A 13412-nucleotide genomic window follows, 5' to 3' on the forward strand; every position below is an offset into this window, starting at 1 on the left:
AGCTGATCAGAGGTTGATCATGTGGCCGGCGAGGCCGTGGAAGGCCTCCTGCACGGCCTCCGACAGCGTCGGGTGCGTGTGGACGTTGCGCGCCGCCTCGAGAGCGGTGAGGTCCCACTTCTGCGCGAGCGTGAGCTCGGGAAGGAGCTCCGAGACGTCGGGGCCGATGAGGTGGCCGCCGAGCAGCTCGAGGTGCTCGCCGTCGGCGATGAGCTTGACGAAGCCGATGGGCTCGCCCAGGCCGTTCGCCTTGCCGTTCGCCGAGAACGGGAACTTCGCGACCTTCACGTCGTAGCCGGCGTCGCGCGCCTGCTGCTCGGTGAGGCCGAACGAGGCGACCTGCGGCGAGCAGAACGTCGCGCGCGGCATGTTGCGATAGTCACCCAGCGTCATGGTCTCGGCCTTGCCGATGGTCTCGGCGGCGACGACGCCCTGCGCCTCGGCCACGTGGGCCAGCTGCAGCTTGGCCGTCACGTCGCCGATCGCGAAGATGTGCGGCACGTTGGTGCGCATGTGGTCGTCGATGTCGATCGCGCCGCGGTCGGTGAGCTTCACGCCGGTGTTCTCGAGACCGAAGCCCTCGACGTTCGCGGCGAAGCCGATCGACATCATGACCTTGTCGGCGTCGATCGAGCCCTGCGTGCCGTCCTTGGCGGTGTAGGTCACGGTGACCTTGTCGCCCTGGTCGGTGACCGTCTCGACCTTGGTCGAGGTGAGGATGTCGACGCCGTAGTTCTTGTACTGGCGGGCGATCTCCTTCGAGACGTCGGCGTCCTCGTTGGGCAGCGCGCGGTCGAGGAACTCGATGATGGTGACCTTGACGCCGTAGTTCACCATGACGAAGGCGAACTCCATGCCGATGGCGCCGGCGCCGACGATGACGATCGACTGGGGCAGGTCGCGGGCGAGGATCTGCTCCTCGTACGTGACGATGTTGCCGCCGATCTGCACGCCCGGGAGAAGGCGCACCTTCGAGCCGGTCGAGATGATGGCGTTGTCGAAGGTGACGCGCTCGGTGGTGCCGTCGGCCTTCTTGACGTCGATCGTGTTCGCGTCGACGAACGAGCCGCGACCCTCGTACTCGTCGACCTTGTTCTTCTTCATCAGGTAGTGGATGCCCTTGACGTGCGTGTCCGCCACCTTGCGGCTGCGGTCCCACGCGACGCCGAAGTCGAAGTGCACGTCACCCGAGATGCCGAACAGATCGGCCTTGTGGTGGAACTGGTGCGCGAGGTCGGCGTTCTTCAGGAGAGCCTTCGAGGGGATGCAGCCGACGTTGAGGCAGACACCGCCCCAGTACTTCTCTTCGATGATCGCGACCTTGAGGCCGAGCTGAGAAGCACGGACGGCCGCGACGTACCCGCCGGGCCCCGCGCCGAGGATGGCGACGTCGTAGTGAGGCATGGTCTCAAGCCTATCGGTCGGCAGGGGGCTCGGACGCGGGCGGCGGGGTGCCGTCGGCCGGGCCTGCGGCGCCGCTCGCGAGCGCCTTCTCGCGGCGCGAGCGCGACACCAGGAGGTAGACGACGGCGGCGATGAGCGCGAGCACGATCAGGCCCGCGATGATCCACGGAAGGGCGGCCGATCCCTCGTCCGGGGCAGGCGCGCCCGTGACCGTCGGCGTCGGCTCGGCGGACGGCGTCGGAGCGGTGGCCGTCTCGGTCGGCGTCGGAGCGGTCGTCGCGGTGGGCGTCGGGTCCGGAGAACCCGCGACCGTGAACCCGAACTCGCCCGAGATGGGGTGCCCGTCGCTCGAGACGACCTTCCACAGCACCGTCACGGCACCGGATGCTGCGCCCTCGAGCGGCTGGGTCAGCACATTGTCCTGCACGGTCGGCGTGCCGGCGGCGAGCGAGGTGCCCGCAGCATCCGTCACCTCCACGACCGAGGCGCCGGCGTCGTCGGCGATCTCGGCGCTGAACGTGAGCGCGAGCTGCGCGGGCAGGGCGTCGAGGGTGCTGTCGGCGGCAGGATCGCTGCCCAGCAGCTCGTCGTGCGCGCTGGCGGGGGATGCCGTGGCGAGGACGACGCCGAAGGCGATCAGCAGTGCGGCGAGGAATGCCCAGACCCGGGCGGGGAGCGGCTTGTGAAGAGTTTGTGACATCACCCGATCGAGCCTATCCGGCCCTTTGCTGAGAGCCCGGCGAGGTCTAGCCTGGCGGCAGGCGGGCCCCCTGCCCGCCGTTCCCCACGCGGAAGGATGCGGCGGATGGACCAGATGATGATGGGCGCCATGTCGAAGGACATGATGTCGATGCCCGGCATGCAGGCGATGGACATGTCGGTCGTGCAGGCCTGTATGGACGCCTGCTCGGCCTGCGAGCAGGCATGCACGGTGTGCTCCACGCAGATGATGTCGTGCGCCCCCGCGTGCATGAACTGCGCGGACATGTGCAACACGATGATGCGCGCCATGATGCGCATGCAGGGCATGAACCCGGCGACCATGATGTCGATGCTCGACGCGTGCATCGCGATGTGCCAGATGACGATGGACGAGTGCATGGAGCACGCCGACCACAGCGAGGTCTGCAAGATGTGCGCTCAGGCCTGCAAGGCCTGCATGGACGCCTGCATGGCCATGAAGGACAAGATGATGGCGATGAGCTGAGGCTCGTCGCTCTCTCTCTTTTCTTCGCGCGGTTCGGCGCGTCCCGGCTCAGCCGCGGAGGACGTTGAACCGCGCGCGGCCGACGGCGAGCACGTGGTACCGCTCGTGCAGCGCGACCGGCGTGCCGGGCGTCGCGGCGGCGGCAGCGCCGGTGCCGTTCCAGAGCGCCACCGGCGACCAGTCGGCGAGCGTGCGGAGGATCACGAAGCCCGAGCGCTCGTCGGAGGCCTCGACGATGGCGTCCGCCCAGTCCGAGGGCGTCGCCGAAGCGAGGCGCGCCTGGATCAGGTGCAGCGCGTGGCCCGGCGCGAACGACGAGCAGACATCACCGTGGTCGCACATGCACGCCGTAGCCTCACGCACCCCGAGGGGCGGGACGTGGCTGTGCGGGCTCGACACGGTGGTCTCCTTCTGGTTAACGGATCGTTGCCGGTCCTGCCAGGCTAGAAGGGCGAGCCGTTCACGGCATCCCGGGCGACATGCGGCGAAACATACGCGCATCCGGGAACGCCCTCTTCCGAGCAGGGGTCGATCGGATAGGCTGGCGAGACAGAGGAGGAAACCGTGGAGCACGACCGCCGACCCGATCAGGGCGACATCCGCCGAGCCGCAGGGCCCGACGCGCCCGAATCAGACCGCGCGTCCGACACGACGCAGACATTCGGCCACGATTCCGACCTCTCGTTCGTGCCCTTCGGCAGCGAGCTCGGCGAGGCCGAGCTCGACGCGATCGACGCCCTCCCGTCCGGCGCCGCGCTGCTGCTGGTCCGTTCCGGACCCACCGCCGGCGCCCGCTACCTGCTGGATGCCGACGTCACGTCCGTGGGCCGGCACCCCGAGGCCGACATCTTCTTCGACGATGTCACCGTCTCGCGCCGCCACGCCGAGATCACCCGCACCGGCACGACGTTCGAGCTCGTCGACCAGCGGTCGCTGAACGGCACCTACGTCAACGGCGAGCGGGTCGACCGGGCCACGCTCACCAACGGCGCCGAGGTGCGCATCGGCAAGTTCCGGCTCAACTTCTTCGTCTCACCGGCTGACCTCGCCAGGGCGACGGAGGCCTGATGCCCGCGGCTTCCGCCCGTGACAGGGCGTCGTCCGCGGGTCTTCTCAGCATCGGTCAGGTCCTCGCGCGCCTGTCGCCCGAGTTCCCGTCACTGACTTCCAGCAAGCTGCGCTTCCTCGAGGTGCAGGGCATCGTGACGCCGCTGCGCACCGAGTCCGGCTACCGCAAGTTCTCGCAGGAGGACCTCGAGCGCCTGCGGCTCGCGCTCACCCTGCAGCGCGACCACTACCTGCCGCTGTCGGTGATCCGCGACTACCTCGAAGACGTCGACGCGGGCCGCGACCCGGCCACGCCGACCGCGGTGCCGCCGCCGTCGATCGTGCCGGCGCCGCGCCGCTACCGCCGCGACGAGCTGCTGTCGGCCGCGGGCGCCGCCCCGCAGCTGCTCAACGACGCCATCAGCACCGGCGTCCTGACCGGCGCCGAGTCGTACACCGAGCAGTCGGTGACGCTGCTGCGCGCCCTCGTCGCGCTCGACCGCCACGGCATCGAGCCGCGCCACGTGCGGGCCCTGCGTCAGAGTGCCGAACGCGACGTCGCACTGGTCGAGTCGGCTCTCGCGCCTCTGCTTCGCCGGACGGATGCCTCGTCCCGCGGCCGTGCCGGCGAGCTCGCACCCGAGCTCACCCGGCGCCTCGACGACGTGCGTGCGATCTTCGTGCGCGCGGCGCTCGACCGCATGCTGGCCTGAGGTCGCGTGCGCGTCCGCGGGCTCGACCTCGTCGAAGTGCGCGACACGCCGACCCGCGAGAGCCGGATGTCGTTGCCGCGAGGGGGTGGCTGATCTAGCGTGGAACTATTCGATCCGGAGGGGGGAACGAGCATGACCGGAGACGTGGCTCCTGGCGAGCCGTTCAGTGCAGAACTCCTCTTCACCGACGGTCTTCCCGCGATGGACGACGAGGTCGGCTACCGCGGCGCCGCCGCGGCCAAGGCGGCCGGCATCACCTATCGCCAACTCGACTACTGGGCTCGCACCGAACTCGTCGTTCCGACGGTCCGAGGCGCCAGCGGTTCCGGCTCGCAGCGACTCTACGGCTTCCGCGACATCCTCGTGCTGAAGCTCGTCAAGCGCCTGCTCGACACCGGCATCTCGCTCCAGCAGATCCGCACGGCCGTCGACCAGCTCCGCGCCGCCGGGATCCGCGACCTCGCGGGCACGACGCTCATGAGCGACGGGGCATCCGTCTATCTCTGCACGTCCAACGATGAGGTCATCGATCTCGTCAGCCGCGGTCAGGGCGTCTTCGGCATCGCCGTCGGCAAGGTGCTGCGCGAGGTCGAGTCGGAGCTCCTCGAGTTCGAGGTCGAGAAGCCCGACCCGATGGACGAGCTCGCGGTGCGCCGCGCCGCCCGCTCCGCGTAACGCACCGCCCGCTCGCCGGAGTCAGCCGCGGGCCGACTCCACCCGCTCCCGCACGGCCGCCGTCGTGGTGAGCGCCTGGTCGAGGTCGGCGATGAGGTCGGCCGGGTCCTCCAGGCCGATGGAGAGGCGCACCAGCGCGTCCGAGGGCTTCGCATCGGCGGTGACGGGGCGGTGGGTCAGCGCCGCGGGGTGCTGGATGAGCGAGTCGACGCTGCCGAGCGATACCGCGTGCGTGAACAGCCGCACGGATGCCGTGAGTGCCGACGCCGCATCGAACCCCTCGGCGAGCTCGATCGCGATCATCGCGCCCGGGCCGTTCTGCTGGGTGCCGATGAGGCCGCGGGGGTCGCTGTCGGCGAAGCCGGGGAAGTGCACGCGAGCGACCTCGGGCCGCGTCGTGAGCCACTCGGCGACGATGCGCGCGCCCTCCTGCTGCGCCCGCATGCGGACGGGAAGCGTCGTGAGACCGCGGTGCAGCAGGTACGCCGCGAGCGGGTGCATGATCGCGCCGGTGATGGCGCGCGTGCGGCGGAGCGCCGCGGCGAGCCGCGCGTCGCATGCGACGACGCCGCCGACCACATCGCCGTGGCCGCCGAGGTACTTCGTCGCGCTGTGCAGCGACAGCGCCGCGCCGAGGTCGAGCGGGTGCTGCAGCACCGGTGTCGCGAACGTGTTGTCGACGAGCACCGGCACATCGCCCGCCGCCGAGGTCACCTGCCGGATGTCGACGAGCTCGAGCGTCGGGTTCGCCGGGCTCTCGAGCACGACGAGCGCGGTGTCGTCCCGGATCGCCGCGGCGATGTCGTCGGGGGAGCAGAACGTGGTCTCGACGCCGAGCAGGCCCGAGGCGAGCAGGTGGTCGGTTCCGCCGTAGAGCGGACGCACGGCCACGATATGCCGGCTCTTCGACTCGTGGGTGAGCGCCAGCAGCACCGCGGTGACCGCCGCCATGCCGGACGAGAAGGCGACGGCCTCCTCGGCGTGCTCGAGACGCGCGAGGGCCTCCTCGAAGCGCGCGACCGTCGGGTTCCACAGACGCGCGTAGACGTTCGACCCGCCCTCGAACGGATGCCCGCCGGTGGCGAGCACCTCGTACGACATGCCGCCGAGCTCGATGCCCGGGAGCGGATTGGTCGACGAGAGGTCGAGGGGGAGGGCGTGGACGCCGAGGCTCGCGAGATCGTCGCGGCCGGCGTGCACGGCAAGGCTGTCAGGGTGCAGCGTCATCGATGCCATGGCGATATGGTCAGCGAAATCGCGACGAATGGCAAGTCGAGCCCACTCGCACGTGCAGAATTAGCGCAATGTGCTCATTCGGTGAGCAAAGTGGTCACCCGCGGGATGCTGGGGACGCAGCATCCGTGAGTCAGGAGCGGGAGTCTTCGGCGACCGGGATGCGCCCCGTGCGCATGATGCGGTCGAGAAGGGAGTCGAAGTCGGCGGCGAGCTCCTGGGCGGAATCGCCGGGCCAGATGTGGAGCGGCTTCGCGGCGCCCTGCGCCTGCTGGAGCGACGTGCGCTCGGGCAGCTGCGGCGAGAGCACGAGCGGGCCGAACATGTCGCGGAGCTCCTTGATGCGGAACTGGTGCTCGATCGACTGCGGGCGCACGCGGTTGACCACGATGCCCAGCGGCTGCAGGCGGGGGGAGAGGCCGCGACGGATCTCTTCGATCGCGCGGAGGGCACGGTCGGCGGCGGCGACGGAGAACAAGCCAGGTTCGGTCACGACGATGACGCGGTCGGACGCCGCCCACGCGGTGCGCGTGAGGGCGTTGAGCGACGGCGCGCAGTCGATCAGCACGAGGTCGTAGTCGGCCTCGATCGTGGCCAGGGCTTCCTCGAGCTTCCACACGTCGCGGACGCTCGGGTGCGGCCCGTCGAAGTTGATGGCCGACGGACTGCCGATCATGACGTCGATGGTGCCGGGATGCACCTTCGCCCAGCCGCTGGAGGTGATGGCCTGACGGACCGTCTTCTCCTTGGGATTGGCGAGGACATCAGCGACATTCAGGCGGCCGGCCACCTGGATGTCCATGCCCGTCGAGACGTCGGACTGCGGGTCGAGGTCGACGACGAGCGTGCGGACACCGCGGGCGAAAGCCGCCGACGCGAGTCCGAGAGTCACGGTCGTCTTGCCGACGCCACCCTTGAGCGAGCTGACGGATAGGACGTGCACAAGCCACCACGTTACCGTCCCCTAGGCTGAGAGCACACTCAGCCCGAATTTCGGGCCCCGCCTGCGCCGCCGCACACGGAGGTCTCATGTTCCGCAAGATCCTGGTCGCGAACCGAGGCGAGATCGCCATCCGGGCGTTCCGAGCCGCTTATGAGCTGGGAGCGCGCACCGTCGCGGTATTCCCCTTCGAGGACCGCGGATCGCTGCACCGCCAGAAGGCCGACGAGTCGTACGAGATCGGCGAGAAGGGCCACCCGGTCCGCGCCTACCTCGACGTCGACGAGATCGTCCGCGTGGCACTGGCCGCGGGCGCCGACGCCATCTACCCGGGCTACGGCTTCCTTTCGGAGAACCCCGAGCTGGCGGAGAAGGCCGCCGCGAACGGCATCGCCTTCATCGGCCCGCCCTCCAAGGTCCTCGAGATGGCCGGCAACAAGGTCACCGCGAAGCAGCACGCGATCGCGGCCGGCGTGCCTGTGCTGCGCTCCACCGACTCGTCCGACGACGTCGACGCACTTCTCGCTCAGGCCGACGAGATCGGCTTCCCCATCTTCGTGAAGGCGGTCGCCGGCGGCGGCGGACGAGGGATGCGGCGCGTCGAACGCAAAGAAGAGCTGGCGCCCGCGCTGGCCGAGGCCATGCGAGAGGCGGGCAGCGCCTTCGGCGACGCCCGGGTGTTCCTCGAGCAGGCGGTGCTGCGCCCGCGTCACGTCGAGGTGCAGATCCTCGCCGACAAGACCGGCGAGACGGTGCACCTGTTCGAGCGCGACTGCTCGGTCCAGCGCCGTCACCAGAAGGTGATCGAGATCGCGCCGGCGCCGAACCTCGACCCGGCCGTGCGCGACGCCCTCCACGGCTACGCCGTCGCGTTCGCACGGTCGATCGGCTACGAGAACGCGGGCACGGTGGAGTTCCTGCTCGAGACCGCCGGTCCGCGCACCGGCGAGGTCGTCTTCATCGAGATGAACCCGCGCATCCAGGTCGAGCACACCGTCACCGAGGAGGTGACGGACGTCGACCTCGTGCAGTCGCAGATCCGCATCGCCGCCGGGCAGACGATCGCCGAGCTCGGCCTGACCCAGGATCGCATCCAGCTGCGCGGCGCAGCGCTCCAGTGCCGCATCACCACCGAGGACCCGTCGCAGGGCTTTCGCCCCGACACCGGGCGCATCACCACGTACCGTTCGCCCGGCGGCGCCGGCATCCGCCTGGACGGCGGCACGACGGCCGCGGGCTCGCAGATCAGCCCGCACTTCGACTCGATGCTCGCGAAGCTCACGTGCCGCGGCCGCGACTTCCCGGCCGCCGTCGCGCGCGCACGCCGCGCTCTCGCCGAGTTCCGCATCCGCGGTGTCGCGACGAACATCCCGTTCCTGCGGGCCGTGCTCGACGACCCGGCGTTCGTCGCGGGCGACGTCAGCACCTCCTTCATCGACGAGCGGCCCGAGCTGCTCACGAGCCACCCGTCGCGCGACCGCGCCACGAAGCTCCTCAACTGGCTCGGCGACGTCACGGTCAACCGCCCGTACGGCGAGAAGCCGCTGTCGGTGTCGCCGGGCAGCAAGCTGCCGGCCATCGACCTCGCGGCCGCGCCGCCCGCCGGCACGCTCGACCGTCTGCGCGAGCTCGGCCCCGAGGGCTTCGCCCGGGCGCTGCGCGCACAGAGCGGCCTCGCCGTCACCGAGACCACGTTCCGCGACGCGCACCAGTCGCTGCTGGCCACCCGCGTCCGCACGCGCGACCTGGTCCGCGTCGGCCCGCACGTCGCACGCATGACGCCGCAGCTGCTGTCGGTCGAGGCGTGGGGCGGTGCGACGTACGACGTCGCGCTGCGCTTCCTCGCCGAGGACCCGTGGGAGCGTCTCGAGGCGCTGCGCACTGCGATGCCGAACATCCCGATCCAGATGCTCCTGCGCGGCCGCAACACCGTGGGATACACGCCCCGGCCCGTCGAGGTGACCGACGCCTTCGTGCGCGAGGCGGCGGCCACCGGCGTCGACATCTTCCGCATCTTCGACGCCCTGAACGACGTGTCGCAGATGCGCCCCGCGATCGACGCCGTGCGCTCCACCGGCACCGCGATCGCCGAGGTCGCGCTCTGCTACACCTCCGACCTCCTCGACCCGAACGAGCAGCTCTACACACTCGACTACTACCTGCGCCTCGCCGAGCAGATCGTCGAGTCGGGCGCGCACATCCTCGCCATCAAGGACATGGCGGGCCTCGTCCGCCCGGCGGCGGCCGCCAAGCTCGTCACGGCGCTGCGCGAGAACTTCGACCTGCCCGTGCACCTGCACACGCACGACACCGCGGGCGGCCAGCTCGCGACGCTGCTCGCGGCGAGTGCCGCGGGAGTGGACGCGGTGGATGCTGCGGCAGCGCCCATGTCGGGAACCACGAGCCAGCCGTCGCTCTCTGCGCTGGTCGCCGCGCTCGCCCACACCGATCGCGACACGGGCCTGAGCCTCGAGGCGGTCGGCGACCTGGAGCCGTACTGGGAGGCCGTGCGCCACCTGTACCGACCGTTCGAGTCCGGCCTCGCCTCGCCCACCGGTCGCGTGTACCACCACGAGATCCCGGGCGGGCAGCTGTCGAACCTGCGCCAGCAGGCGATCGCGCTCGGGCTCGCGGACGACTTCGAGCTCATCGAGGACATGTACGCCGCCGCGGACCGCATCCTCGGTCGCATTCCCAAGGTGACGCCGTCGTCGAAGGTCGTCGGTGATCTCGCCCTCGCGCTCGTCGCGGTGCGGGCAGACCCCGCGGACTTCGAGCAGAACCCGCAGAACTACGACATTCCCGATTCGGTCGTGGGCTTCATGGCCGGTGAGCTCGGGGACCTCCCGGGCGGCTGGCCCGAGCCCTTCCGCACGAAGGTGCTCGCGGGTCGCACGATCTCGATCGACATCCCCCCTCTCACCGCGGACGAGAAGGACGGCCTCGAGGGCGACGCCGCGACGCGCCGCCGCACGCTGAACCGCCTGCTCTTCCCCGGACCGGCACGCGACTTCGAGAAGAACCGCGAGACGTACGGCGACCTGGCCACCCTGGGCACGCCCGACTACCTCTACGGCCTCAAGCCGGGAGAGGAGCACGTCGCCGAGATCGACCCGGGCGTGCAGCTCTACGTCGGGCTCGAGGCCATCGGCGAAGCCGACGACAAGGGCATGCGCACCGTCATGACGACGCTCAACGGCCAGCTCCGGCCGGTGTTCGTGCGCGACCGCAGCATCAAGGTCGAAGCGCGTCAGGCGGAGAAGGCCGACACCTCGAAGCCGGGGCAGATCGCAGCCCCCTTCTCGGGCGTCGTCACGCTGAAGGCGAAGGCGGGGGACACCGTCGCCGCCGGTCAGCCGGTGGCGTCGATCGAGGCCATGAAGATGGAAGCGGCCATCACCTCGCCCGTCGACGGCGTCGTCGAGCGCCTGGTGATCGCAGAGACCGCGCAGGTCGATGCCGGCGACCTTTTGGTCGTGGTCCGTCCGGCGCAGTAGCCTGGAGGGCGGCATCCGCCCGAAACGCCGCGTATTCAGGAGAACTCTGCCGTGACGCCCGATCGCACCGACCACACGCCCGATGAGCCTGAGAACGGCGTGCTGTCCGACACCGGCAGCGTCGACACGACCGGTCTCGGAATCCTGGGTGGTGCGACGGCGCAGGTGAACGTCGAGCTGCCGTCCGAATCCGACGACGACCGCGACGACGACGGCGTGATCGACGACGAGGTGCCCTTCGTCATCGAGATCCCGGCCGACGCCGACCTTCCGGTCATCGAGGCCGCGCCGGTGGAGGAGCCCTCCACCGACACGACCGAGGCCGAGATCGTGGAGAACGCGGCCGACCTCGAGGAGTGGACCGTCGAGGGCGAGGGTTTCGCGCCGGCGCCGGCGACCGAGGACATCGCCGACGCCGAGATCGTCGAGGTGATCGAGGCCGAGATCGAGGACGAGGACGTCGTCGCCGATGAGGCCGAGGCCGAGGCTGAGGCTGGGGAGTCCGCAACTGGCGTCCCGGATGAGCTCGAGCCGGTCGCCGAGGAGTCTGCCGTCGACGAGCCGGTCGCCGAGGAGCCGGAGGCGGTTGCCGAGGAGCCCGCGCCGGCGGCCGAAGAGGCTGCGCCCGCGGCCGATGAGTTCGCGATCGCCGACTTCGACGCCGTCGAATTCGAGGACGCCGACTTCGACGCGGAGTTCGATCCCGCCGACTTCGACCTCGAGCTCGCCGACGACGGCGTGGAATCCGCCCTGGCGGAGAGCGCGGCGACAGGAGACGATGTCATCGCGACCGACGACACCGTGGAGGAGCCCATGAGCGCCAAGACCCCGGCCGACGACGAGAAGGCTGCCGCGGCTGCGGCCGCCCCGAAGACCTCGCCCGCTCCGCCCGTGGTCCCGGCCGGCGCCGCGGCCGCGAAGCCCGCTGCGGCGGCGAAGCCCGCTGCCGCGGTGAAGCCCACCACGGGGTCGACGCCGGCGACGCGCCGCGAGGCGAACCACACCGGCGCCCAGCCCGTCGTCGACCGCCCGGCCGAGCGCTCCGCCGTCGAGCGAGCGCCCTTCCCGCGCGCCGACGTCGCCCTGACCTCGAAGCGCCTCGGCGAATTCGAGGCCGACCGCGAGACCGCGGACCTGCTCACCGCGGACCGCCTGCTCGACCCGCACCAGGTGATCCGTCCCGAGCCCGAGGGCGCGTGGCAGCAGTTCGTCTACTCGATCTCGGGCAAGCGCATCAACCTCGGCGACAGCAAGCGTGCGAAGGCACGCAAAGAGCTCGACCGCCGCATCGCGGCGCCGCTCGCCGGCGGCGCGCGCTTCGTGCCGGTGCTCTCCCGCAAGGGCGGCGTCGGCAAGACGACGGTCACCACCCTGCTCGGCCAGGCGCTGGCCGACGCGCGCGACGACCGCGTGATCGCGATCGATGCGAACCCCGATCGCGGCACGCTCGCCGAGCGCATCACGCGGGACAGCGGCAAGACGGTGCGCGACCTCGTGCGTATGAGCCCCGAGGTCGTCGGCTTCAACGACCTGTCGGGCATCGTCGCACGCGACGAGACGCGCCTCGACGTCGTCGCTTCCGACACCGACCCGCGCGTGTCGGAGGCGTTCAACGACTCCGACTACCGGGATGTCGCAGCTCTCGCCGCTCACTACTACTCGGTCGTCCTCACCGACACCGGAACGGGCATCGTCCACTCGGTGATGGGTGCGACGCTCGACCTCGCCGACCAGATCGTCATCGTCGCCGGCCTCAGCGTCGACGAGGCGCGGCTCGCGTCCGAGACGCTGACGTGGCTCGAGACGAACGGGCACTCCGACAAGGTGCGCAACGCCGTCGTGGTGCTCAACAACGCACGGCCGGGGCATCCACTCGTCCAGCTGGATGAGCTGGAATCGCACTTCCGCACCCGCGTGCGCGCGGTCGTGCGCATGCCGTACGACCCGCACATCGCGGCCGGCAGCGCCATCGTGTTCCGCGAGCTGCAGCCTGCGACGCGCGAGGCTGCGCGCCAGCTCGCCGCGACCGTGGTCGAGGGCCTGCGCTCCCTCGCGTCGGCGGCCTGAGGCATCCGATGGCAGTTCGTCCCATCCGTGTGTTCGGCGACCCCGTCCTGAAGTCCGTCAGCGCTCCCATCGGCGACATCGACGACGGCGTGCGCGCCCTCGTCCGCGACCTCGTCGACACCGTCGAGCTGCCCGGCCGCGCCGGTGTGGCCGCACCGCAGATCGGCGTGGGTCTCCGCGCCTTCAGCTACAACATCGACGGCGACATCGGGTACGTGCTGAACCCCGTGCTCGTCGAGGTGTCGGGCGAGCCCGAGGCGATCGGCGAGGGCTGCCTGTCGGTGCCGGGCCTCTGGCACGACGCGGTCCGCTACCCGTGGGCGAAGGTCATCGGCATCGACCTCGAGGGCAACGAGATCGTGCTCGAGGGCGAAGGGCTGCTCGCCCAGGCGCTGCAGCACGAGACCGACCACCTCGATGGCACCCTCTACCTCGACCGTCTCACGCCCGAGGGCCGTCGTACCGCGATGCGCGAGATCCGCCAGTCCGACTGGTTCTGAACCGCAACGAGAAGAGCGGATGCCGGGAGTCCCGGCATCCGCACTTCTCTTCGTCCCGGATCAGCGGAGCGAGACGTTAGTCGTGTTTTGGGGCACGGAGTATATACAGTGTCTTATAAACAAATGAAG

General features: G+C 70.4%; 12 protein-coding genes. 7 read left to right on the forward strand and 5 right to left on the reverse strand.

Going from position 1 to position 13412, the window contains the following annotated elements:
• Positions 1-6: 6 nt before the first annotated feature.
• Together lpdA and ACFC1I_RS01100 are read right to left on the reverse strand one after the other, a co-directional pair.
• Positions 7-1404 (reverse strand): dihydrolipoyl dehydrogenase, encoded by a 1398-nt coding sequence (gene lpdA / locus ACFC1I_RS01095; protein ID WP_376005954.1) that lies wholly within the window; start codon positions 1402-1404, stop codon positions 7-9.
• A gap of 10 nt (positions 1405-1414) precedes the next feature.
• Positions 1415-2104 carry a copper resistance protein CopC gene (locus ACFC1I_RS01100; protein ID WP_376005955.1) on the reverse strand — a complete coding sequence of 230 codons (690 nt, stop codon included), beginning with the start codon at positions 2102-2104 and terminating at the stop codon, positions 1415-1417.
• 105 nt (positions 2105-2209) lie between these two features.
• Here ACFC1I_RS01100 and ACFC1I_RS01105 point away from each other — a divergent pair, with 105 nt between their 5' ends.
• Positions 2210-2611 (forward strand): hypothetical protein, encoded by a 402-nt coding sequence (locus ACFC1I_RS01105; protein WP_376005957.1) that lies wholly within the window; start codon positions 2210-2212, stop codon positions 2609-2611.
• Positions 2612-2659: 48 nt separating this feature from the next.
• On the opposite strand, the gene ACFC1I_RS01110 is transcribed toward ACFC1I_RS01105, so the two are convergent.
• The gene (locus tag ACFC1I_RS01110; RefSeq protein WP_376005958.1) at positions 2660-3010 is read right to left on the reverse strand and encodes a hypothetical protein; all 351 of its coding nucleotides are present in this window, start codon (positions 3008-3010) and stop codon (positions 2660-2662) included.
• 165 nt (positions 3011-3175) lie between these two features.
• Here ACFC1I_RS01110 and ACFC1I_RS01115 point away from each other — a divergent pair, with 165 nt between their 5' ends.
• From ACFC1I_RS01115 to ACFC1I_RS01125, 3 genes are all read left to right on the forward strand, one after another.
• Entirely contained in the window at positions 3176-3679 is a 504-nt protein-coding gene (locus ACFC1I_RS01115; RefSeq protein WP_376005959.1) for an FHA domain-containing protein, read from the forward strand.
• The gene (locus ACFC1I_RS01120) at positions 3679-4371 is read left to right on the forward strand and encodes a MerR family transcriptional regulator (protein ID WP_376005961.1); all 693 of its coding nucleotides are present in this window, start codon (positions 3679-3681) and stop codon (positions 4369-4371) included. Before ACFC1I_RS01115 ends, ACFC1I_RS01120 begins: the two co-directional genes overlap by 1 nt.
• A 132-nt stretch (positions 4372-4503) precedes the next feature.
• Positions 4504-5046, forward strand: coding sequence for a MerR family transcriptional regulator (locus tag ACFC1I_RS01125; RefSeq protein ID WP_376005963.1), 543 nt, complete (start codon positions 4504-4506; stop codon positions 5044-5046).
• A 21-nt stretch (positions 5047-5067) separates the two neighbouring features.
• Here ACFC1I_RS01125 and ACFC1I_RS01130 read toward each other — a convergent pair whose 3' ends face one another.
• Together ACFC1I_RS01130 and ACFC1I_RS01135 are read right to left on the reverse strand one after the other, a co-directional pair.
• On the reverse strand, positions 5068-6282 hold the full coding sequence (locus tag ACFC1I_RS01130) for a trans-sulfuration enzyme family protein (protein ID WP_376005965.1): 1215 nt from the start codon (positions 6280-6282) through the stop codon (positions 5068-5070).
• A 130-nt stretch (positions 6283-6412) separates the two neighbouring features.
• Positions 6413-7222, reverse strand: a complete 810-nt coding sequence (locus ACFC1I_RS01135) for a ParA family protein (protein ID WP_376005967.1) — start codon at positions 7220-7222, stop codon at positions 6413-6415.
• An 86-nt stretch (positions 7223-7308) separates the two neighbouring features.
• Between ACFC1I_RS01135 and ACFC1I_RS01140 the strand changes: the two genes are divergently transcribed.
• The 3 genes from ACFC1I_RS01140 to ACFC1I_RS01150 are packed head-to-tail and all read left to right on the forward strand — an operon-like array spanning position 7309 to position 13283.
• On the forward strand, positions 7309-10716 hold the full coding sequence (locus ACFC1I_RS01140; protein ID WP_376005969.1) for a pyruvate carboxylase: 3408 nt from the start codon (positions 7309-7311) through the stop codon (positions 10714-10716).
• Between the two features lie 51 nt (positions 10717-10767).
• Positions 10768-12783, forward strand: a complete 2016-nt coding sequence (locus tag ACFC1I_RS01145) for a MinD/ParA family protein (RefSeq protein WP_376005971.1) — start codon at positions 10768-10770, stop codon at positions 12781-12783.
• Between the two features lie 8 nt (positions 12784-12791).
• On the forward strand, positions 12792-13283 hold the full coding sequence (locus ACFC1I_RS01150) for a peptide deformylase (protein ID WP_376005973.1): 492 nt from the start codon (positions 12792-12794) through the stop codon (positions 13281-13283).
• Positions 13284-13412 lie beyond the last annotated feature (129 nt).

This window comes from Microbacterium sp. NPDC056044 (assembly GCF_042267145.1).
Taxonomy (GTDB): domain Bacteria; phylum Actinomycetota; class Actinomycetes; order Actinomycetales; family Microbacteriaceae; genus Microbacterium.